The following is a 21,325-nucleotide window of genomic DNA, read 5'->3' on the forward strand; positions in this document are numbered from 1 at the left end:
TCGGCCGGGGCGGCGTGCGTCAGCGGAACGCGGGCAGACCGGTGAGTGCCTGGCCGACGACGAGCGTGTGCATCTCGACGGTGCCCTCGTAGGTGAGGACCGACTCGAGGTTGTTCGCGTGCCGGATGACCGGGTACTCCAGGGAGATGCCGTTCGCGCCGAGGATGGTGCGCGCGGTGCGGCAGATCTCCATGGCCTCGCGCACGTTGTTGAGCTTGCCGAGGCTGATCTGCTCCGGACGCACGGTGCCCGCGTCCTTGCGGCGCCCCAGGTGCAGGGCGAGCAGCACACCCTTGACGTACTCGAGCTCCATGTCGGCCAGCTTGGCCTGCGTCAGCTGGAAGCCGCCGATCGGCTTGCCGAACTGCTCGCGTTCCTTCGAGTAGTCGATCGCCGCTTCGAGCGACGAACGAGCCGCGCCCATGGCGCCCCAGACGATGCCGTAGCGGGCCTCGTTGAGGCAGGAGAGGGGGCCCGTGAGGCCGATGACCTCGGGGAAGAACGCGTCCGCGGGCAGACGCACACCGTCGAGGACGAGGTCGCTCGTCACGGACGCGCGCAGCGACATCTTGTGCTTGATCGTGTTCGCGGAGAAGCCGGGGGTGTCGGTCGGCACCACGAAGCCGCGGATGCCCTCGTCGGTCTGCGCCCACACGACGGCGACATCGGCGACAGAGCCGTTCGTGATCCACATCTTGCGGCCGTCGGCACCCAGTCGTCGCCGTCACGACGGGCGCGCGTGCGCATCGACGCGGGGTCGGAGCCGTGGTCGGGCTCGGTCAGGCCGAAGCAGCCGATGGCCTCGTTGGCGGCCGTGTTCGGCAGCCACTGCTGCTTCTGCTCCTCGCTGCCCCAGCGGTGGATCGCGAACATCGCGAGGGAGTCCTGGACGGAGACGAGCGAACGGATGCCGGAGTCCGACGCCTCGAGCTCGAGGCAGCCCAGGCCGTAGGCGGTGGCGCTCATGCCGGGGCAGTCGTAGCCCTCGAGGTGCATGCCGAGGAAGCCGTTGCGGCCGAACTCGCGTGCCAGTTCGCGCACGTCCGTGAGCTCACCCGCTTCGAACCACTCCGCGACATACGGGTCGACCGTCGTTTCGCAGACGGTGCGAACCGTCGCGCGGATCGCCTTCTACTCGTCGCTCAGCAGGTCGTCGATGCCTGCCAGATCGCGCGGGTTGAGCGGGGGCATCTTCGTGGCAGTGGACATCAGGCTTCCTTTTCGTCGTGGTCGTCGTTCGTGCGCTGGGGCAGGTCGGGTGGTGGCGTCGCAGGTTGGGTCCTGCTGCGCGAGTAGGTGATCGGGTGTCGAATCTGGCGCGGGTGTTCCGGGCCGAGGTCGAGCGTCGGCTCGAGGCCGAGGCGCTCGGCCAGGTCGATCGCCGACGCGATGTCGCCGACGACGCCGGCCGGAACCCCGACCTCGCCGAGGCGGGCAGACCACTCGTCGGCCGACGCGGCGGCCAGCGCGGCCTCCAACTCGCGGACGAGGTCGTCACGGTGGGCAACGCGCTCGGGGTTCGTGGCGAACCGCTCGTCGGTTGCCAACTGCGGCACGCCGAGCACCTCGGTGAGCCGGGCGAACTGCCCGTCGTTGCCGCAGGCGACAGCGAGCGGGCCGTCGCCGGTTTGCAGGAGTTCGTACGGCGCGATGGAGGGGTGCGCGTTGCCCATGCGCGCCGGGCTGCGGCCCGTCGCGAGGTAGGACGACGACTGGTTGACGAGCGAGCCGAGCAGGCTCGTGAGCAGCGTCACCTCCAGGTGCTGGCCGCGACCGCTGCGGCTGCGCTCGTTGAGCGCCGCGAGGATGCCGATGACGGCGTCCTTGCCGGTGAGCACGTCGACGAGGGCCACGCCGACCTTCATGGGCTCGCCCTCGGCGTCGCCCGTGATGCTCATGAGGCCGCCGACGGCCTGGACGAGGAAGTCGTACCCGGCCATCGAGGCGCCTTCGCCCGAGCCGAAGCCGGTGATGGAGCAGTAGACGAGCCCCGGGTTGGCTTCGGCAAGATCCTCGTAGCCGAGGCCGAGGCGCGCCATCGTGCCGGACTTGAGGTTCTCGACGACGACGTCCGCCTCCGCGGCGATCTCGCGAGCGACGGCGAGGTCCTCGGGGTCCTTGAGATCCAGGCCGATGGAGCGCTTGGTGCGATTGACGCTCTCGAAGTAGGAGGAGCTGTGCGTCGTCCACGGCGGACCCCAGTGGCGGGTGTCGTCGCCGACACCGGGGCGTTCGATCTTGAGCACCTGGGCGCCGAGGTCGGCCAGCGTCATCGTCGTCAAGGGGCCGGCGAGAACGCGGCTGAAGTCGGCGACCTTGATGCCGTCGAGCGGCGTGCCGCTCGAGCTCGGGGTGGCGGGGAAGTGTTCGTTCATCAGTTCATCCGTCCGTTGATCCGTCGCGGCAGGCCCCAGGGGTTGTCGTGGCGCAGGGCCGGAGGAAGCGCGCTGTCGGGCAGGTTCTGGAAGGTGACCGGCCGTGTGAAGCGGTCGAGGGCAGCGGCGCCCACGGACGTCGATGCCGGGGCGCTCGTCGCGGGCCAAGGTCCGCCGTGCTGCTGTGCCCACGTCCACGCGACGCCGGTGGGCCAGTCGTCGACCGTCACGCGGCCCACGGATCGGGCGAGGAGCGCTACGAGGTCCGCCGTCTCCGGGTCGTGCGGGCCGCTGCTCGCCACGGTGGCGACGAGGCTGCCCTGCAGCTGCGCGAGCAGGCTTTCGAGGTGGGCGCGGTCGGTGTACTCGACGACGAGGCCAACGGGGCCGAAGCACTCTTCGGCGAAGACGCTCTCGCGGGTGAACAGCTCTGCGGGAACGTGCACCACGGTGGGGGCGGCGGACCACCCGGCGCTCGCGCCGGAGCCCGTCCCGATGACCTGGCCGCCGGCGGCCTCGTAGGCCTCGACACCACGCGAGACCCCAGCGGCCATCGCTGCCGTGAGCATGGGGTGAACCTGCGTGGCGGACACCGCGGCGCCGAGCGCGTCCGCCAGGCCGGCGCCCTCCGGCGCGAGGAGGAGGCCAGGCTTGGTGCAGAACTGGCCGGCCCCGAGCGTCATCGACGAGACGAAGCCGGTGGCCACACGCCCGGGTTCCGCTGCGGCATCCGTCGTCACGACGACGGGGTTGACGGTGCCCATCTCGGCGAAGACGGGAATGACCTCGCGACGCTCGTTGGCCAGTCGCCACAGGGCGAGGCCGCCGTTCTGCGAACCGGTGAACCCGACGGCACGAACGTGGGGATCGAGCACGAGCTGCTTGCCGGCCTCGAAGCCGACGACGACGTCGAACACGCCTGCGGCCGCGCCGGCTGACGCAAGGGCGGACGTGGCGATCTCACCGAGTCGGACACAGAGCATGGGGTGGGCGGGGTGCGCCTTCGCGACGACAGGGCAACCTGCTGCGAGGGCCGATGCGGTGTCGTTGCCCAGGACGCCGAAGGCGAACGGGAAGTTGCTCGCGCCGAAGACCGCGACGGGCCCGAGGGGCACTTGAACGCGGGCGAGGCTGGACGAGGCGTCGCCGGCCTCGTCGAGGGTGGCGCGCAGCCACGAACCTTCGGCGCACACGTCGGCGTAGAAGCGCAGCTGGGACGCGAGGCGCGCGACCTCGCTCTTGAGGCGGGTCTCGCCGAGCCCGGTCTCGCGGTCGGCGAGCCACACGAGCTCGGCTGCGGAGGCGTCGAGGGCGTCGGCCACGGCTCGCAACATCTCACGCCGCTCGGCGGGGGAGGTTTGCGCGAAGCGCTCCGCGACAGCCCCGGCAGCGGTGACGACCTGCTCCACCTGCGCGGCCGAGGTGTGGGCGATCGCGCCGTTGGTACCCCCGGTGCGCGGGTCGAAGCTCGCGTCGCTCGCGGCGGATGCTCCTGCTTCGAGACGGGCGGTGTGACGCGCCCCGCCCGGCGATCCGGGAAGGTCGAACTGAGTCATGCTGACGTCCTTCGTTGCCTGAGTGAGCCGCAACGGCCTTACGTGCCACGGTATGCAGGGCCGGCTGCGCATGTACTGGACGAGTTGGCGTGTCCGGACGTTCTTGTTCGACACAATGGATACTCGCGATGGCGCCCGAGGGGAGGAGCCCGATGAAACTCACGCTGCGCGCCCTGCTCGGGCGGGACGGGCTGCGTCTGCGGCTGATGAACGGCGATGCCGACACCGTTGACGTGGGTGCACGGCATCGAGCTCCTGGACCCCACGCCGTACCTCAGCGGCGGTGAACTCGTCCTCACCACGGGGCAACGGCTTCCTGCGGAGCACGACGAGTGCCGCGCGTACGTCCAGCGACTTGCAGCTCACGACGTCGGTGCGCTCGGCTTCGGCGTGGGTGTCGGGCACGACACCGTGCCGGACGCGGTGGCCCTAGCCTGTGTCGAGTTCGGACTTCCGCTGCTCGTGGTGCCCGAGCCCACCCCCTTCGTCAGCATCGTGCGCGTCGGCGCGGATCACGTGGCCGAAGCGGAACGGCGCGCGCTGCGTCACACGGTGGAGTTCCAGCGTCGTCTGACACGCGTCGCACTGCGTGACGGCGCCGAGGCGGTGGTCAGTGCGGCCCGAACGTTCCTCGAGCGCCCCGTCGTGGTGCTCACCGCGGACGGCGCGGCCGTCGGCGAGGGGCCAGTTGTCGACGAACTTTTCCACCTGCAGGCTGCGGGCGCCTCGCGCGTGGTCGTCGTGTGCTCAGCGCCGACGACGTGGAGGTGCACCCCCTCATCGGTCAGGCCCACGAGCACGGATGGTTGGCCACGGCGTCGACGCCGCCGCTCGGGCCCTCGGAGCGGTTCGCGCTCCAACACGTCGTCTCGTGCCTGTCGCTGCTCATGGAAACGCCGCAACGGCTGACGCAGCTCCGTGACGACCTGGGCAGGGCGTTGCTCCACCAGCTCGAGGAGGGCCGCGACTCCCCCGGGGAGTTGACCCACTTCGGCCTGTCTCCGGACACGGCTGTCGCCCTCGTCGCGTACCCCACCGCGACGGCGCGGTCCGACGTGTGGCGAGCACAGGCCGAACGGGCGTCGGCCGAGGCCAACGCCATCTTCCGCATTGACGGCGACGAACTCGTTGCCGTCGCTCCGAAGCCGATCACAGTGCCCGGGAGTCACCTCGGGCATGCGGGGTTGGGCGGTGACGCCGCGGGGGCGCTCGAGCGCGCGCGTTTTGCCGCGCGAGCCGCGCGGCGCCGCGGAGTGCCTGTTGTCGACGGCGAGGCAGCCCTTGACGTCGTTCTGGCCCAACCCGCGATAGAGCGCGCCGTCGACGCGTGGGCGGGCCGGTGCTCCAGCGGCTCAGCGACGACGGATCGGAGTCTCTACGCGTCACGGTGACGGCCTTCCTGCGTCACGGTGGGTCGTTCGATGCGACGGCGCGGGAGCTGAAGGTCCACCGGCACACGGTGTCCTCGCGGGTGCGGCGGGCTCAGGAGGCGATGGGGCTCGACCTCGCAGATCCTGACGTGCGCGCCCTGCTCTGGCTCGCCCTGGCGAGGTGAGCGCAGCGACATCCGTCGGTCCTCAGGAACCCTCGCGCCGAACGGGCAACGCCTGAGCGCTCCCGGAGGACGTTCCGGCGGACGACCCACCCGACGGCGTTGCCAGCCGTTGCGCGTAGTGCGCGGTGCGATCCCGGATTCTGACGACGTAGTCCTCCGTCTCCGGGTACGGAGGGATGTCCTTGAATTTCTGCACGGCTCCGAAGCCGGCGTTGTAGCCGGCGAGCGCGAGCTCGTACGGGTGGCGGTCGTAACCGGAGTGTCGCGACTGCTCTAGCAGATGTTTCATGAACCGCCCCTGCGCGGCGATGGCGTCCTTCGGGTCGTAGACGTCACCGCCACGGCCGTAGGTCTCCCACGTGTCGGGCATGAACTGCGCCAGACCCTGCGCGCCGACGGACGAGCGAGCCTGCGGGTCCCACTTGGACTCCGCTTCCAACTGAGCCGCGAGAACCGGTGCGGGAACGCCGGATTCACGAGACGCCGCCTCGATGTAGGGCGCCCAGCCGTTCGGCACCATGCGGGCGTCGAGCGGGCCGATCGGGTTGTCGAAGGACGACGGAGGACGCGGCTCCGGCTTGAGCGCGACGTACGCCTTCGCTGCGATGAACGGCAGCGAGAGCACGAGAAGCGTGACGGCGACGACCGTCACCCAGCGGGTCCGTGATGCGCGAGTCGCCGGCACGTTTCCTCCTCGGCTCGGTGCGCGGGACGGGCCCGCTCGCTCCCCATGGTGGCGGATCGACCTGACGTTTCGCTGCACGTCAGAAAGCGGGCTCAGCGCGTGGCGCGCTCCAGAACGACCTGGGCGACCGCGAGATCCTGCCACGGCATCCCGACCGTCTTGAAGACGAGCGGCCGGCTCGGGTCGAGTTCCGCGTCGCCGCGCACGACGTCCTTCATGAGGAGCAGGTCGTCGCGCGAGAGATCGCCGTCGGCGATGGCGAGCACGACGTCGCCCGCTTCGCGCAGGGCGGTCTCCACGTCCTCGACGACGACCTGCGCGCGGTCCATGAGAGCGCCCGGCACCTCGCGGGCGTCGGGGGAGTGCGAGCCCATGGCGATCACGACGACGTCGCGGCACACGGCGTCTGCGGAGAAGAGCGGTTCCTCGGCAGGAGTGGCGCACACGACGACGTCGGCTCGGGTGAGAACGGCGTCCAACTCGGGGCTGCCGGCGGCGACGACCGAGCCACGTGAGATGACGTCGTCGCCCACGTTCTCGGGGGCGCGGCTGACGAAGGTGACGTCGGCGAACGGCTCGGAGACGACATCGGCGAGGGTGTCGACGTGCGACGTGCCCTGCGGGCCGGTGCCGAACACGACGAGACGCAGCGGGCCGTCGAAGCGCTCGAGCGGCTTGCGGATGCCGGCGACGGAGACGGCCGGGGTGCGCAGCGTCGTGAGGGCGGCGCCGTCGAGGACGGCGGTCGGCGCGAGGGTGTCGCCGTCGAACATGAGGTAGCTGCCCTGGATGACGGGCAGGCCGCGTTCGGGGTTGTCGCGCCCGAGCGTCATCACCTTGATGCCGATGCCGGTGCCCACCTCCGACGGCATGAGGAGCAGCTGCCCCTTGTCGATCGGGTTGACGACGCGCGAGAGGTCGTCGGCCGGGTCGAAGCCCGCGACGAGCGCCGAGCTGAGCGCGTTCACGGCGTCGGCCGGCGACATGACGGAGAAGATGCGGTCTGCGTCGAGGAAGAGCATGGGCGCTATTCCACCACGACCCGCTGACGTCGCGCCGAACGCGAGATCCGCGCGGATTCGGCCTTGTCGGTGCCTTGTGATTGGCTGGAAACATGACGACGACATGGCGTGACGAGGCCTCCCCGCAGGCTCAGGCCGACCTCGACGAGCTGCTCTCCGCAGCCCTTGGCGCGGCTATGGAACACCTCGAGAAGAACGGCGAGTTCTACCCCTTTGCCATGTCGGTCGACGGCGAACCCACGGTCGACGCCGACGGCGAGCCCACCGCCGCGAGCAGCGGTGTGAAGGCGCCCGACGTCGACATCGTCTTCGCCGACCCGGCTGCGCTCGGCGAGCAGCCAGAGCCAGAGGCGGTGCTCGCCGAACTGCGCCGCCTGCTCAAGGTGCGCGCGGAGAACGAGAACCGCACGGTGGCGCAGCGCGCCACGGCCATCGTCCTGCAGGTCGTCGTGCCGCAGTTCGGTGACGCGGTGCGCGTCGACCTCGAGCACGCCGAGCAGATCCAGCTCATGGTGCTCGCGCCCGTGCTCTCGAAGGGCAAGGCCCGCAAGCGCACCTTCGACTTCGGCGAGCTGCGCCTGTTGCCCGGCCAGCGTCACATCTGGTGATCCGGTGAACGATTCTTCCGACGCCTCCGGCACCGCCGGCGAGGCGGTCACACCCGGCCACGAGGATTTCGCCGGAGACTTCGCGGCCCAGGCCGACGCGGCCGCCCGCGAAGCGAACCCGAAGGTCAAGACCCTCACCCAGCGTCTACCCAAGACACCGGACGCCGACCGCGTCTACGAGGCGTTCGGCGCCTGGGTGGGCGATCGCGGCCTGAGCCTCTACCCCCACCAGGAAGAGGCCATCATCGAGGTGCTCGACGGCAAGAACGTCATCCTCGCCACCCCCACAGGCTCGGGTAAGTCGATGGTGGCCACGGCTGCGCACTTCGCGGCGCTCGCCGACGACCGCGTCAGCTTCTACACCGCGCCCATCAAGGCGCTCGTGAGTGAGAAGTTCTTCGCGTTGTGTGAGATCTTCGGCGCCGAGCACGTCGGCATGCTCACCGGTGATGCGTCCGTGAACCCGGACGCTCCGATCATCTGCTGCACCGCCGAGATCCTCGCCAACATCGCGCTGCGCGAGGGCAAGACCGCCGACGTCGGGCTCGTCATCATGGACGAGTTCCACTTCTACTCCGAGGGCGACCGCGGCTGGGCGTGGCAGGTGCCGCTGCTCGAGTTGCCGCAGGCGCAGTTCCTTCTCATGTCGGCAACCCTCGGCGACGTCACGCGGTTCGAGACGGACATGACGCGTCGCACGAGCCGCGAGTCGGTCACCGTCGCGGGCGCCGAACGTCCCGTTCCGCTCAGCTACTCCTGGTCGACGACGCCGCTCAACGAGACCATCGAGGAACTGCTCGAAACGCGTCAGGCGCCCGTCTACGTTGTGTTCTTCACGCAGGCCCAGGCTCTGGAGAACGCGCAGGCGCTCATGTCGCTCAAGGTCGCGAGCCGCGAGGATCGCGACAAGATCGCCGAGATGATCGGCGACTTCCGTTTCTCCTCGGGGTTCGGCAAGACCCTCAGCCGTCTCGTGCGCCACGGCATCGGCGTGCATCACGCCGGCATGCTGCCCAAGTACCGCCGTCTCGTCGAGACGCTCGCGCAGGCGGGCCTCCTCAAGGTGATCTGCGGCACCGACACGCTCGGTGTCGGCATCAACGTGCCCATCCGCACCGTCGTCCTTTCGGGCCTGACGAAGTTCGACGGCACCCGTCAGCGTGTGCTCAAGTCGCGCGAGTTCCACCAGATCGCAGGACGCGCCGGGCGCGCGGGCTTCGACACGAGCGGCTCGGTCGTCGTCCAGGCACCCGAGCACGTCATCGAGAACACGCGCAACCTCGCGAAGGCCGGCGACGACCCGAAGAAGCTCAAGAAGGTGCAGCGCAAGAAGCCGCCCGAGGGCTTCGTCAACTGGAGCGAGGAGACGTTCGACAAGATCGTCGCCAGCGAGCCCGAGCCGCTCGTGTCGCGCATGCGCGTCACGCACTCGATCCTGCTCAATCTCATTGCGCGCGAAGGCGACCCGTTCGTTGCTGTGCGCGACCTCGTGCGCGACAACCACGAGGACGCGAAGAAGCAGACCCGCCTGGCCAAGCAGGCCATCGGCCTCTACCGGGAGATGCTCGCTGCGGGCGTCGTGCGTCGCCTCGACGAGCCGCAGGCCGACGGACGCCAGGTCGATCTCACGGTGGACCTGCAGGACAACTTCGCGCTCAACCAGCCCCTCGCGCCGTTCGCGCTCGCGGTGCTCGACATGCTCGACCCCGACGAGGCAGCGCCTGCTCGCGGTGACGCCGAGCCGTCCGACGCTCCGGCGCGCACGACGCTCGCGCAGGACTACGCCGTCGACGTCGTGAGTGTCATCGAGTCGATCCTCGACGACCCGCGCCCGGTGCTCATGCAGCAGCAGTTCAAGGCGCGCGGCGCTGCCGTGGCCGAGATGAAGGCCGAAGGCATCGAGTACGAGGAACGCATGGAGCGCCTCGAGGACGTCACGTGGCCGAAGCCGCTGGCCGACTTCCTCGAAGCCGCGTTCGAGACGTACGCGCAGACGCAGCCGATGGTCTCGATGTACGAGCTGTCGCCCAAGTCCGTCGTGCGTGAGATGTACGAGAACGCTTGGAGCTTCGGCGATCTCATCCGCTACTACGACCTCGCGCGCAGCGAGGGCGTCGTGCTGCGCTACCTCACCGACGCCTACCGCACGCTGCGTCAGACCGTGCCGGAGTCAAAGAAAACCGAGGAACTGGCCGACCTCATCGAGTGGCTCGGCGAAGTCATCCGCCAGACCGACTCGAGCCTGCTCGACGAGTGGGAGGCGCTCACGCACCCGAGCGACGGGCCCGTCACGGCGGAGAAGGCGCTCAAGCCACGCCCGCTCACGGCGAACCCGCGCGCCATGAAGGTGGCCATCCGCAAGGCGATGTTCCGGCGCGTCGAGCTCGCCGCCAAGGACGACGTCGACGGACTTGCCGCCCTCGACAAGGCGGTCGCGGCGAGCACCGATCCCGCCACGGACATCGTCATGGACGCCGACGCGTGGGACGCCGACCTCGGCGCCTACTACGACGAGCACGACGAGATCGTTCTCGACGCCGACGCCCGCGGGCCCAAGATGCTGCGCATCACCGAGCACCCCGACAAGTGGGAGGTGCGCCAGGTCATCGTCGACCCCGACGGCGACCACGACTGGGGCATCGACGCGGAGGTCGATCTGGAGGCCTCGAACGAGGCCGGCGTGCCCCTCGTCGTCGTGCTGGGCCTCAACCGCCTCGACGGCTGAGGTTTCGACCCGCGCCGGCTCTCACCGGGGGTGACGCGGCACACCCGGTCACGTGACCAGCTGCCTCGAAACCCGGGCGTATCCTCGAACTTTGGCGACGAGCGGCTGCCATAGGCCCGCTCGCGCCCAGACGCGACGAGGAGATCCGATGACGCAGCCCGGCGGCTTGGCCCGCACGTTGAGCCACCGCACGATGCTCATGATCGGCCTCGGGTCGGCGCTGGGCACGGGGTTGTTCTTCGGATCCGGCGCGGCCATCGGTGTCGCGGGTCCTGCGGCCGTCGTCAGTTACGCCCTCGGCGCTCTGCTCATCGCCGTCGTCGGCCTCGCCATGGCCGAAATGGCGACGGCGCGGCCCGAACCGGGCAGCTTCGGCGCGGCTGCCGGTCGCTACCTCGGCGAATGGGCCGGCTTCGTCTCGCGCTGGTGCTACTGGGCGGCCAGCGTCATCGCCCTCGGCGGTGAGGTGGTCGCCGCGGGCGCCTACCTCACGTACTGGTGGCCCGGCGTGCCGCTCGTCGTCTTCGTCGCGCTCGTCGGGCTGACGATCGTCGTCATCAACCTCCTGTCGGTCGGCTCCTTCGGCCGCGCCGAAGCGGCGTTCTCCACGCTCAAGGTGACGGCGCTCATCGCCTTCATCCTCATCGGTCTCGTGCTCGTCCTCTTCGGCGCCCCGGGGCGCGCGGCCACGGGCTGGGGCAACCTCACCGAGCACGGCGGCTTCCTGCCCAACGGGCTCGAGTCGATCTGGCTGTCGATGGCCATCGTGATGTTCGCCTTCGTCGGCGTCGAGGTCATCCCGATCGCCGCCGCCGAGGCCGAGAACCCGCGCCGCAGCGTCCGCACCGCGATGCGTGCCCTCGTCGCGCGCCTCGGCCTGTTCTACGTCGTCGCCGTGCTGCTCATCGTCACGCTCAACGCCTGGACGGCGACCGCCTCGGCCAAGGGTCTCGAGGCCAGCCCGTTCGTGCGCGCTTTCGACGCCGTCGGCATCCCGGCGGCCGCGGGCGTGATGAACTTCGTCATCCTCGTCGCAGCTCTGTCGACCGGCAACGCGCAGCTCTACGGCGCGGGCCGCCTCGTCCACTCGCTCGCCGTCGACCGCCTCGCGCCGGCCTTCCTCGCTCGCACAAACATCAAGGGCGCACCCATCGTGGCGACGCTCGTCTCGGCGTTGGGGCTGCTCCTCGCCGTGTGGCTCGCCGAGACGGGTGTGGCCGACGCGTTCACGAAGCTCGTCTCCATCGCCACGTTCTCCGTGCTCCTCACGTGGCTGCTCGCCCTCGCGAGCTACATCGTGTTCCGTCGGACGGGCGACGTGCACGGCAGCGTCCACCTGCCTGGCGGCGCGGCTGTCGCGGGGGTCGGCATCGCCGGGATCCTGGCCGTCATGGCCACTGCGTTCAAGGTGCCCGACATGCGTGACGCCGCCCTCGTCGGAGGCCTCTGGCTCGTCGTGTTGCTCGTGGGCTACGCCCTGACGCGTGGGGTGCGGCGCACCAAGGTCACGATCAGCTGACGCCGGAGGGTGGGCGAACTCGATTTTCGCCCCGTTTGGTGGTGGGCTAAGGGCATGAGTGTGCCTGTGACGTCCACCTACCGGTTCCAACTGCACGCCGACTTCACCCTCGACGACGCTCGGGCCCAGCTGCCCTACCTCAAGAAGCTGGGCATCTCGCACGCCTACTGCTCGCCGATCCTCGCGGCGGTGCCCGGCTCGGTGCACGGCTACGACGTCCTCGACCACACGCGCGTCAACCCCGAGATCGGTGGGCGGGAGGCCTTCGTCGCCTTCGCCGACGCCGCACACGAGATGGGCCTGGGCGTCATCGTCGACGTCGTGCCCAACCACATGGCCTTCGTCGCGCCCGAGTCGGGCAACCGCCCGCTGTGGGCGCTGCTCAAGGGCGGCCAGGACGCCCCGACGGCACACTGGTTCGATGTCGACTGGGCGGCCGGTGACGGCAAGCTCGGCGTGCCGATCCTCGGCAACTCGCTCGAGCAGGAGATCGCCGAAGGCGCCATCACGCTCGACCGCAGCGGCGACGAGCCGGTCATCCGGTACTACGAGCACGACTTCCCCGTCGCGGCCGGCACCCTCGACGGCGTCTCGGAGGAACCCACGGGCGACGAACTGCGCTCCCTCCTCGACGCCCAGCACTACCGCCTGGCCTTCTGGCGCCAGCGCGACACGGTGCTCAACTACCGCCGCTTCTTCGAGGTGAACGAGCTCATCGCCGTGCGTGTCGAGGTGGCCGAGGTCTTCGACGCCACCCACGCGTTGCTGCTCGAGCTCCACCACGCCGGCCACATCGACGGTTTCCGCATCGACCACCCCGACGGCCTCGCCGACCCGCGCGGTTACCTCGCGCGCCTCGCGAAGGAGTGCCGCAAGGACACCCCGATCTGGGTCGAGAAGATTCTCGAGCCGGGGGAGGACCTGCCGAAGGACTGGGCATGCGCGGGCACGACCGGTTATGACGCGATGGCGGCGATCACGGCAGCGCTCGTGGACGACGCGGCGGCACCCGTTCTCGACGAGGTGTGGCAGCGAGCCCTCGCCGAGGGCGACGCCCACGACGTCCACGAGGCAGCGGCCGACGCGAAGCGTTTCGTCGTCGAGAACGGCCTGGTGGCGGAGGTCGAGCGGCTCACCCGCCGCGCGAGCGAGGTGCGCCCCGACCTCGAGCGCGCTCGTCTGCGCGCCGCAATCGTCGAACTGCTCGTCGCCGCGCCGGTGTACCGCGCCTACCTCGTGCCGGGTGAGCGTATGGACGCACGGGCGAAGGCCCACCTCGACGACGCCCTCGCGGCAGCGCGCGAGAGCCGTCCCGATCTCGTGACGGAGATCGACGCCCTCAAACCCATCGCGCTCGTGCGCCCGACGGCCGGAGCCGACGAGTTCGTCGACACCGAGAGCTCGTCGGCCGACTTCGCCGTCCGTCTCCAGCAGACGTGGGGCCCGGTCATGGCGAAGTCGATCGAGGACACGCTCTTCTACCGCTGGCACACGCTCACCGCGCTCAACGAGGTGGGTGGCGACCCTGCGGTGCTCACCGACGCGGGCCCGCACCGCCTCCACGCGTGGGCGCAGCACAACGCCAAGCAGTGGCCGCGCACGATGACGACGCTCTCGACGCACGACACGAAGCGCAGCGAGGACGTCCGAGCCGCACTGCTCGCCCTCGCCGGCGACACCGACGCGTGGCGCGAGTGCTCCGAGGCCGCCTTCGCGCTCGCCGACGCCGCGGGCGTCGACAGGGGGGCGGTTCACCTCGTGTGGCAGACGATCGCCGGGTTCTCCACGGCCTTCGGTGTCGACGACGACGGCTCGCACGACCTCGGCATCGACGCCCAGCGCCTCGACGACTACCTGACGAAGGCGCTGCGCGAGGCCAAGGTGTTCACCGCCTGGATCGACGGTGACGAGACGTACGAGGAGCAGGTGCTCGGCCTCGCCCGCCTCGTGCTCGACGCGCCGGCGAACGACAAGCAGGGCGAAGCTGCGGCGTCAGCGGATGCGAAGTCGACCCTCGCCGCCGATCTGCGCGAGCGCATCCTCGCCGCGCGTCGCGACAACGCCGAGGCCATCCGCCTCACCGGTGACTCGCAGAAGGTGCTCGAACTGTTCCTGCCGGGCGTGCCCGACACCTATCAGGGCAGCGAACGCCCGACGCTCAGCCTCGTCGACCCCGACAACCGTCGCAGCGTCGACTACGCCGAGCTCGAGCGCCGCCTCGACGTGCCGGGTTCGCGTCCGCGCCTCGTGGCGCAGTGCCTCGCGGCCGATGTGCACGACCCTGCGAACCCCGGCTCGACCTACAGGCCGCTCGAATCCGACAACGAGTACGTCGTTGCCTTCGAGCGTGCGCTGCCGGCCGGCTCGGTCGCGCGCCGTCACCTCGCGGACGCGGGTCGACGCGTGTCCGACGCCGGACGCAGCGTCCAGCGTCTGGTGAACCGCGACAAAGGAGCCAAGGCGGACGCGACGGACCACGCCTTCGAACATGCCGAGCACGGCGCCCCGTTCGCCGTTGCGGTGGTCGGGGTGCGCGCGGCCTCGCGCGCCTTGCGCGACAACACGCTCGCCGACGCGGACGTGCCCCTCTCGGCGGGCACGTGGCGTCACGCCTTCAGCGGTCAGCGCGTCGTCGTCACGGACGGCCAAGCGCTGCGTCTGGGCGACCTCGAACCCCACGAGTTCGGGCACGTGCACGTGCTCGTGCAGGAGAAGTGATGACGATGACCACCTACGCATCGCCCGACTTCACCGGGTCGGCGCAGACCATCTCGGTCTGGGCGCCCAACGCCGAGCGCAGCGTCCACCTCGTGGCCGACGGCGTACGTTCCCTCATGCGCTCCGGTGACGACGGCTGGTGGCACTCGCGCGAGCCGCTCGCCGTCGGCAGCGAGTACGCGTTCAGCGTGGACGGCGGCGACCTGCGTCCCGATCCGCGCAGCCTGCTGCAGCCCGAGGGCGTGCACGGCCCGAGCCAGGTCGTCGACCTCGGTGAGTACGAGTGGAGCGACGCCGAGTGGCAGGGCCACCACACGCGCGCCGGCGGCAACGGTCTCGAGGGCGCTGTCTTCTACGAACTGCACATCGGCACGTTCACCGAGGAGGGCACGTTCGAGGCGGCGGCTGCTCGCCTCGACCACCTCGTCGACCTCGGCGTGACGCACGTCGAGATCCTGCCGGTGAATGCCGTTCCGGGCCGCTGGAACTGGGGTTACGACGGCGTCAACTGGTACGCCACGAGCAGCGCCTACGGCGGCCCGCAGGCGTTCCAGGCGTTCGTCGACGCGTGCCACGCCAAGGGCCTCGCCGTGTGCCTCGACGTCGTCTACAACCACCTCGGGCCGAACGGCAACTACCTGCCGGTCTTCATGCCGATCTACAACGAGGCCCGCCAGTCCCCGTGGGGCACGGCCATCAACCTCGACGGCCCGAACAGCGACGAGGTGCGTCGCTTCATCATCGAGAACGCGCTCATGTGGTTCGAGCGCTTCCACGTCGACGCCTTCCGCCTCGACGCCGTGCACGCGCTCGTCGACGACTCGGCCGTGCACATCCTCGAGGAGATCGTCGCCAACCTCGAAGCCGCAGCCGAGCGCCTCGGACGCCGCGTCGTCGTCGTGGCCGAGTCCGACCGCAACGACCCCGCCACTGTGACGCCGCGCCGGCGCGAGCCGGTGACCGGCGAAATCGCCGTGGCCGACGGTGGCTCCTCCGGCCTGGGCCTCACGGGCCAGTGGGCCGACGACATCCACCACGCCCTGCACGTGCTGCTCACGGGCGAGACCCAGGGCTACTACGAGGACTTCGCCGATCAGGAGGCGCTCGCAAAGGTCTTCACGACGCCGTTCTTCCACGACGGCACGTACTCCAGCTTCCGCGGGCGCCGTCACGGGCGCCCCGTGGACCCCGCGCAGACGCCCGGCTGGCGCTACGTCGCATCGCTGCAGACGCACGATCAGGTCGGTAACCGCGCCTCCGGCGATCGTTTGTCGCACCTGCTCTCCGTCGGTCGGTTGGCTTGTGGTGCAGCGCTTCTGCTGTCTTCGCCCTACACCCCCATGCTGTTCATGGGGGAGGAGTACGGCGCTCGCACGCCGTGGCAGTTCTTCACCGACCACGACGACCCCGAGATCGCCGCGGCGACGTCGCGCGGTCGCGCCGAGGAGTTCGCCGCGCACGGATGGGGCGACGAGGTGCCCGACCCGCAGGAGGAGTCGACGTTCACCAACTCGACCCTCGACTGGAGCGAACTCGACGACACCGAGGGGGAGTCTGCGCTCCTGCTCGACTGGTACCGCACCCTCATCCGCCTGCGCCGTGACGAGCAGGCGCTCGCCGCCGACGATCTCGGCACGACGCGGGTGGAGCGCCGCGGGAAGGGTTCGAGCAGCGTCGTCGTTGTCCACCGAGGCGACCTTCGTGTGGTCGTCAACCTCAGCGACGAGCCCGTCACCGAAGCGGGCGAGGTCGTCGCGGCCTGGCACACGGTCGACGTGCGTGAAGGCCGCGACGGCAGCGGCTCGAGCGTCGTCATCCCGACGGACTCGGTCGTGCTCCTGCGCTGAGACGCCGACCTGACGAAGGGAAACCCGCTCTTGGCTCGCGCCCACCACAAGCCGCTGTTCTTCACCGATCGTGACTTCCAGTCGTTCGCCGGCGCACCCGACCCGGCGGACGTGACGGCGGTGGCGCACGAGAGCGCGGCCGTGCTCGTGGGCGCGGGGCGCACCAACTCCGACCCCGAGGTGACGCGTCGACTCATCGCGCTCACCGACGAGATCGGCCTATCGACGCTCGCGCAGCTGTGGTCGGGGCGTCCCGCAGTGTCCCTCCCGGGCGCGATGTGGCGCCTCTACACGCTGCGCGAGTGGGTGCGGCGGGCGTCGGTCGAGGCGTCGGCGGACTACACGGCCGGAATCCGGCACGCGCAGGTTTCGCACGCGGTCGCCGGTTCGGCCGACCCGTACGGCCCGAAGGAGATCGAGCACCTCGTCGACCGCATTCTCGAGGGCGCGTTCACGGGTGACTTCGCCGTCGCGCTCGAGCGGGCTGCCGCGTTCTGCCGCGTCGTCGCGAGCGGACGGGCCGAGCGCGCGGAGCGTCACGACGGACACGACGACGCTCGAGCCGACGGTGAGGCGCGTAGCGCTGCGCTCCTCGGTGACACGGCTCGTGACCTGACGAAGTGCGCCGCCGCTTGGCGCATCGGATCGCTCGACTGATGTGGAGCGCCTGCTCGACGACGTTGGGCAGACTTTCCTGCGCTCGGGCAGTGTCTTCCTCGGCCCGAATGCAGGAAACCCTGCCCAGCGATGACGCCGGCGGTAGGGGCGGTCCCAAGGTCGTGGCACATGCCACCCGTTCGGGGAATGAAATCGCCGCACTCAGTCGTTAGGCTTGAACGTGCGCTGGGCCGCGGTAGCCCCGGGTCCCAAATTCAGCCGCCACGAGCGGCCACGTGCCGAGAGGCGCTCCCGGCCCAGCGCGCTTCACGTCGGAACGCTCACCTCGCTGCTGCGGGGTGAGCGTTTTCATGGGGACGGAACCATGGGCCTCAGTGCTCGAGCAGGTAGTGCTCGGCGGCGTCCCGACGCGCTTTCTCGCGGGCCCGTCGTCCCTTGCCGCGCCACTCGCAGACGTGACACACGCCGAAGCTGAAGTTGCCGTCGTCGATGATGCCGGGGGTGTCGGAGAACACGATCTCGTCGGGGGTCGGCTCGGCCCCTCGCTCGATGACCTGCTTCTTGCGTCGCTTGAGGATCTTCTTGCGCGACGTTCCCCCGAGCGCGATTGCTTCATTCGCCACGCCCCCAAGTGTGCATGACGTCGTGGTGAACGACAGGCGAAGAGGCCCCGGATATCCGTGTAATGATCATCACGCTTGTGGACGTTTGTCCAGCTAGGTTGCTTCACCGGTTGGGGTGAGACGCGGGTACGGCTGCAGGCGGACGCTGTTCGAGAAGGACGAAGGCCTCCGACACGCGCAGTGTCGGAGTGCCTTGCCGAAGCCAGAGGTAGTGAACCTCGCTCAGCGATTCTTTCTTGGCTGAGCTCGGTGCGGCGCTCCGGTCCGGTGCTCGCTACGCTGCGCTCCGATCCTCACGCCGCTTCGATGCGCGTCTCCGTACGCCCGGAGCCCGGGGCACCATCCTCGCTTCGCTGCGGTGGTACCCCGGGCTCCGTTCTTCGTCGACACGACCTTCGCTCAGCCGATTCCTTCTTGGCTGAGCTCGGTGCGGCGCTCCGGTCCGGTGCTCGCTACGCTGCGCTCCGATCCTCACGCCGCTTCGATGCGCGTCTCCGTACGCCCGGAGCCCGGGGCACCATCCTCGCTTCGCTGCGGTGGTACCCCGGGCTCCGTTCTTCGTCGACACGACCTTCGCTCAGCCGATTCCTTCTTGGCTGAGCTCGGTGCGGCGCTCCGGTCCGGTGCTCGCTACGCTGCGCTCCGATCCTCACGCCGCATTCGCTCAGCCGAAGCGGCCCGAGATGTAGTCCTCCGTCGCCCGCTGGTCCGGGTTCGAGAACATCTTCTGCGTGTCGTTCATCTCGACGAGCATGCCCGGCTTGCCGGTCGCCTCGAGGTTGAAGAACGCGGTGCGGTCGGCCACACGAGCGGCCTGCTGCATGTTGTGCGTGACGATGACGATCGTGTACTCGCTCTTGAGCTCGTTCATCAGATCCTCGATGGCGAGGGTCGAGATGGGGTCGAGCGCCGAGCACGGCTCGTCCATGAGGAGAACGTCGGGGGAGACGGCGATCGCGCGGGCAATGCACAGACGCTGCTGCTGACCACCGGAGAGGCCGGCACCCGGCTTGTCGAGACGGTCCTTGACCTCGTTCCAGAGGTTGGCTCCGCGCAGCGACTCCTCCATCTTCTCGGCGAGCACCTTCTTGTCCTTCACGCCGTTGAGGCGCAGCCCCGCGACGACGTTGTCACCGATGGACATCGTCGGGAACGGGTTGGGGCGCTGGAAGACCATGCCGACGGTACGGCGCACGGCCACCGGGTCGACACCGGGGCCGTAGAGGTCCTCGTTGTCGAGGAGCACCTTGCCCTCCACGCGCCCGCCCGGGATGACCTCGTGCATGCGGTTGAGGGTGCGCAGGAAGGTCGACTTGCCGCAGCCGGACGGGCCGATGAAAGCCGTGACCGAACGGGGCTCGATGGTCATGGACGCGTCCTTGACGGCGAGGAAGTCGCCATAGAAGACGTTGAGATTCTGAACGTCGATCCGCTTGCTCATGTGACTCAGTTTCCTTCGAAGTCGTATCCGTCGATGCGGATGTCAGTTCTTGACCTTGCTCAGGCGGCCCACGAGGCGGCCCAGCAGGTTGAGGATGAGAACGAGGAGGATGAGGGTGCACGCGGCAGCCCAGACGCGCTCGTTGGTTGCCGGAACGGACATGTTGTCGCGACCCTCGTTGATCATCGTCGGCAGCGTTGCCATGAGACCGTCGAAGAGATTCGGCGACAGACCGCGGAAGTAGGGGCCGAGGACGAGGAGTGGCGCGGTCTCACCCATGACGCGGGCAAGGCCCAGCAGGACACCGGTGACGATGCCGGAGAAAGCCGTCGGAAGAACGACCTTCATGATCGTCTTCCACTTCGGCACACCGAGCGCGTACGACGCCTCGCGCAGCTCGTTCGGCACGAGCTTGAGCATCTCCTCCGTCGAGCGCACGACCACGGGGATCATGAGCAGGACGAGCGCGAGACACACCGCGAACGGAATGCGGGTGAACCCGAACGTCGTCACCCACAGCGCGTAGATGAACAGCGCGGCCACGATCGAGGGGATACCGGTGAGGATGTCCACCATGAAACTGACGGCCTTCGCGAGGCGGCCGCGGCCGTACTCGACGAGGTAGACGGCCGTGAGAACACCGATCGGAACGGCGATGAGGGCCGTGACGAAGGCCTGGATGAGCGTGCCCTGGATGGCGTGAGCCGCTCCGCCGGCCTGTTCGCGTCGGCCGACGCCGCGCTGGCTCTCGGTCCACCAGCCCGCGTCGAGCAGCAGGCGGCCGCCCTTGGAGATGACGGTCCACATGATCCACACGAGCGGGACGAGCGCGATGAGGAACGCCGCCCACATCACGACCCTGGCGATGGCGTTCTTCGTTGCGCGGCCACCGGACTGACCCTTCTTGCCCAGGCTCCCGGAGGCCTGGTCCACAACTGCCGTGCTCATTCGGAGAAGGCCTTCCTGCGTTCGATGACGATGCGGGCGAGCGAGTTGACGACGAACGTCAGGATGAACAGCACGAGACCGGCGGCGATGTAGGCGCCGGTCTTCGTCGGGTTGTCGAACTCGCCGGCGTTGTTGGCGATCTTCGAGGCGAAGGTCTCACCGCCGGTGAACAGCGACCAGTTCCAGTCCGCATTCGGAGCCAGAGCCGACACGATCATCATGACGGCCACGGTCTCGCCGAGCGCGCGGCCGAGACCGAGCATCGACGCGGAGATGATGCCGGGCTTGCCGAAGGGGAGCACCGCGGTGCGGATCACCTCCCACTTCGTGGCGCCCAGAGCCGTCGCGGCGTCCTTGTGCGCCTGCGGCGTCTGCGCGAAGACCTCGCGCGAGAGGGCCGTGATGATCGGCAGGATCATGATGGCGAGGATCACGCTGACGAAGAAGATCGTGCTGCCCGCGCTGGTCTGCGTCTCGCTGAAGAGCGGGAACCAGCCGAGAACGGAGGTGATCACGTCCTGGACCGGCTGGAAGAGCGGGCCGACCGTGAACAGACCCCAGAGGCCGTACACGATCGAGGGGACGGCGGCGAGCAGGTCGATCAAGGCCGCGCCGGGCTTGGCGAGCCAGGAGGGGGCGTACTGCGTGAGGAACAGCGCGATGCACACCGCGAACGGCACGGCGATGGCCATGGCCACCAGCGAGGTCGCGACGGTGACCCACAGCAGACGTGCGATACCGAAGTGCAGCGGCGAGGAGTCGACGTCCCAGTCCTGCGAGAGCAGGAAGTTCGAGTCGTTGTCCGCCAGCGCCGGAATCGCCTGGATGACGAGGAAGGCGCCGACGAGGGTGACGAGTGCGACGACGAGGATTCCCGCGCCGGAGGCGAGGGCGGAGAAGATCTTGTCGCCGAGGCGCCCCGTCGAGGCGCCGTCGCCGGCGGGCGTGCGGTCTTCGGGCCCGCCCTCGTGCGGGTCGTCGTCAGGGACGGGCGTGTCGGCCGCCGAGACGCCGGTGATTGAACTCATGAGCTTTCCTGCCCCTTTGCTCGTTCTGGTCGATGGATCGAAGAAGACACCCACATC

The 21,325-nt window shown here is 69.4% G+C and carries 17 protein-coding genes and 2 pseudogenes; 9 read left to right on the forward strand and 10 right to left on the reverse strand.

Annotated elements, in window-relative coordinates:
- Window positions 1–19 precede the first annotated feature (19 nt).
- From H7F30_RS06000 to H7F30_RS06010, 3 genes and pseudogenes are all read right to left on the reverse strand, one after another.
- Window positions 20–1,209: pseudogene (locus tag H7F30_RS06000) on the reverse strand (acyl-CoA dehydrogenase family protein).
- A complete protein-coding gene (locus tag H7F30_RS06005; RefSeq protein WP_187037376.1) occupies window positions 1,209–2,375 on the reverse strand; it encodes a CaiB/BaiF CoA-transferase family protein in 1,167 nt (388 codons plus the stop codon). The pseudogene H7F30_RS06000 and the gene H7F30_RS06005 overlap by 1 nt, the downstream one beginning before the upstream one ends.
- Window positions 2,375–3,931, reverse strand: coding sequence for an aldehyde dehydrogenase family protein (locus H7F30_RS06010; RefSeq protein WP_187037378.1), 1,557 nt, complete (start codon window positions 3,929–3,931; stop codon window positions 2,375–2,377). The genes H7F30_RS06005 and H7F30_RS06010 overlap by 1 nt, the downstream gene beginning before the upstream one ends.
- Before the next feature lie 216 nt (window positions 3,932–4,147).
- Between H7F30_RS06010 and H7F30_RS15110 the strand changes: the two are divergent.
- Window positions 4,148–4,372 (forward strand): annotated as a pseudogene (locus tag H7F30_RS15110) (PucR family transcriptional regulator ligand-binding domain-containing protein); the annotation flags it as partial.
- On the opposite strand, the gene H7F30_RS14890 reads toward H7F30_RS15110, so the two are convergent.
- Window positions 4,361–4,639 carry a hypothetical protein gene (locus H7F30_RS14890; protein WP_255464974.1) on the reverse strand — a complete coding sequence of 93 codons (279 nt, stop codon included), beginning with the start codon at window positions 4,637–4,639 and terminating at the stop codon, window positions 4,361–4,363. The pseudogene H7F30_RS15110 and the gene H7F30_RS14890 overlap by 12 nt on opposite strands.
- 35 nt (window positions 4,640–4,674) lie before the next feature.
- Here H7F30_RS14890 and H7F30_RS06020 point away from each other — a divergent pair, with 35 nt between their 5' ends.
- Together H7F30_RS06020 and H7F30_RS06025 are read left to right on the forward strand one after the other, a co-directional pair.
- Window positions 4,675–5,322, forward strand: a complete 648-nt coding sequence (locus tag H7F30_RS06020) for a hypothetical protein (RefSeq protein ID WP_255464975.1) — start codon at window positions 4,675–4,677, stop codon at window positions 5,320–5,322.
- Window positions 5,319–5,486: a helix-turn-helix domain-containing protein gene (locus H7F30_RS06025; RefSeq protein WP_165357938.1), complete on the forward strand. Its 168-nt coding sequence runs from the start codon at window positions 5,319–5,321 to the stop codon at window positions 5,484–5,486. Before H7F30_RS06020 ends, H7F30_RS06025 begins: the two co-directional genes overlap by 4 nt.
- Before the next feature lie 22 nt (window positions 5,487–5,508).
- Here the strand turns inward: H7F30_RS06025 and H7F30_RS06030 are convergent, their stop codons facing one another.
- Together H7F30_RS06030 and H7F30_RS06035 are read right to left on the reverse strand one after the other, a co-directional pair.
- On the reverse strand, window positions 5,509–6,171 hold the full coding sequence (locus H7F30_RS06030; RefSeq protein WP_129665520.1) for a lytic transglycosylase domain-containing protein: 663 nt from the start codon (window positions 6,169–6,171) through the stop codon (window positions 5,509–5,511).
- Between the two features lie 92 nt (window positions 6,172–6,263).
- On the reverse strand, window positions 6,264–7,193 hold the full coding sequence (locus tag H7F30_RS06035) for an ornithine cyclodeaminase family protein (RefSeq protein WP_187037384.1): 930 nt from the start codon (window positions 7,191–7,193) through the stop codon (window positions 6,264–6,266).
- Window positions 7,194–7,285: 92 nt separating this feature from the next.
- On the opposite strand from H7F30_RS06035, the gene H7F30_RS06040 reads away from it, so the two are divergent.
- The 6 genes from H7F30_RS06040 to H7F30_RS06065 all read left to right on the forward strand — a co-directional run bounded on the left by H7F30_RS06040 (window position 7,286) and on the right by H7F30_RS06065 (window position 17,267).
- Window positions 7,286–7,801 carry a hypothetical protein gene (locus H7F30_RS06040; protein ID WP_129665522.1) on the forward strand — a complete coding sequence of 172 codons (516 nt, stop codon included), beginning with the start codon at window positions 7,286–7,288 and terminating at the stop codon, window positions 7,799–7,801.
- A gap of 4 nt (window positions 7,802–7,805) precedes the next feature.
- On the forward strand, window positions 7,806–10,526 hold the full coding sequence (locus H7F30_RS06045) for an RNA helicase (RefSeq protein ID WP_187037386.1): 2,721 nt from the start codon (window positions 7,806–7,808) through the stop codon (window positions 10,524–10,526).
- A gap of 148 nt (window positions 10,527–10,674) precedes the next feature.
- Window positions 10,675–12,045, forward strand: coding sequence for an amino acid permease (locus H7F30_RS06050; protein ID WP_187037388.1), 1,371 nt, complete (start codon window positions 10,675–10,677; stop codon window positions 12,043–12,045).
- A gap of 54 nt (window positions 12,046–12,099) precedes the next feature.
- Window positions 12,100–14,763 carry a malto-oligosyltrehalose synthase gene (treY, locus tag H7F30_RS06055; protein WP_255464976.1) on the forward strand — a complete coding sequence of 888 codons (2,664 nt, stop codon included), beginning with the start codon at window positions 12,100–12,102 and terminating at the stop codon, window positions 14,761–14,763.
- Window positions 14,763–16,610, forward strand: a complete 1,848-nt coding sequence (treZ, locus tag H7F30_RS06060; protein ID WP_255464977.1) for a malto-oligosyltrehalose trehalohydrolase — start codon at window positions 14,763–14,765, stop codon at window positions 16,608–16,610. Before treY ends, treZ begins: the two co-directional genes overlap by 1 nt.
- 30 nt (window positions 16,611–16,640) lie before the next feature.
- A complete protein-coding gene (locus tag H7F30_RS06065; protein ID WP_129665528.1) occupies window positions 16,641–17,267 on the forward strand; it encodes a hypothetical protein in 627 nt (208 codons plus the stop codon).
- 332 nt (window positions 17,268–17,599) lie between these two features.
- On the opposite strand, the gene H7F30_RS06070 is transcribed toward H7F30_RS06065, so the two are convergent.
- From H7F30_RS06070 to pstC, 4 genes are all read right to left on the reverse strand, one after another.
- Entirely contained in the window at window positions 17,600–17,851 is a 252-nt protein-coding gene (locus H7F30_RS06070) for a hypothetical protein (protein ID WP_047312352.1), read from the reverse strand.
- 664 nt (window positions 17,852–18,515) lie between these two features.
- Window positions 18,516–19,292 (reverse strand): phosphate ABC transporter ATP-binding protein PstB, encoded by a 777-nt coding sequence (gene pstB, locus H7F30_RS06075; protein WP_047312351.1) that lies wholly within the window; start codon window positions 19,290–19,292, stop codon window positions 18,516–18,518.
- Window positions 19,293–19,334: 42 nt separating this feature from the next.
- Window positions 19,335–20,240 (reverse strand): phosphate ABC transporter permease PstA, encoded by a 906-nt coding sequence (gene pstA, locus H7F30_RS06080; RefSeq protein WP_129665532.1) that lies wholly within the window; start codon window positions 20,238–20,240, stop codon window positions 19,335–19,337.
- Window positions 20,237–21,268, reverse strand: coding sequence for a phosphate ABC transporter permease subunit PstC (gene pstC / locus H7F30_RS06085; protein ID WP_187037390.1), 1,032 nt, complete (start codon window positions 21,266–21,268; stop codon window positions 20,237–20,239). Before pstC ends, pstA begins: the two co-directional genes overlap by 4 nt.
- Between the last annotated feature and the right edge of the window lie 57 nt (window positions 21,269–21,325).

The sequence above is a fragment of the Dermacoccus sp. PAMC28757 genome (assembly GCF_014302635.1).
Classification (GTDB): Bacteria; Actinomycetota; Actinomycetes; order Actinomycetales; family Dermatophilaceae; genus Dermacoccus; species Dermacoccus abyssi.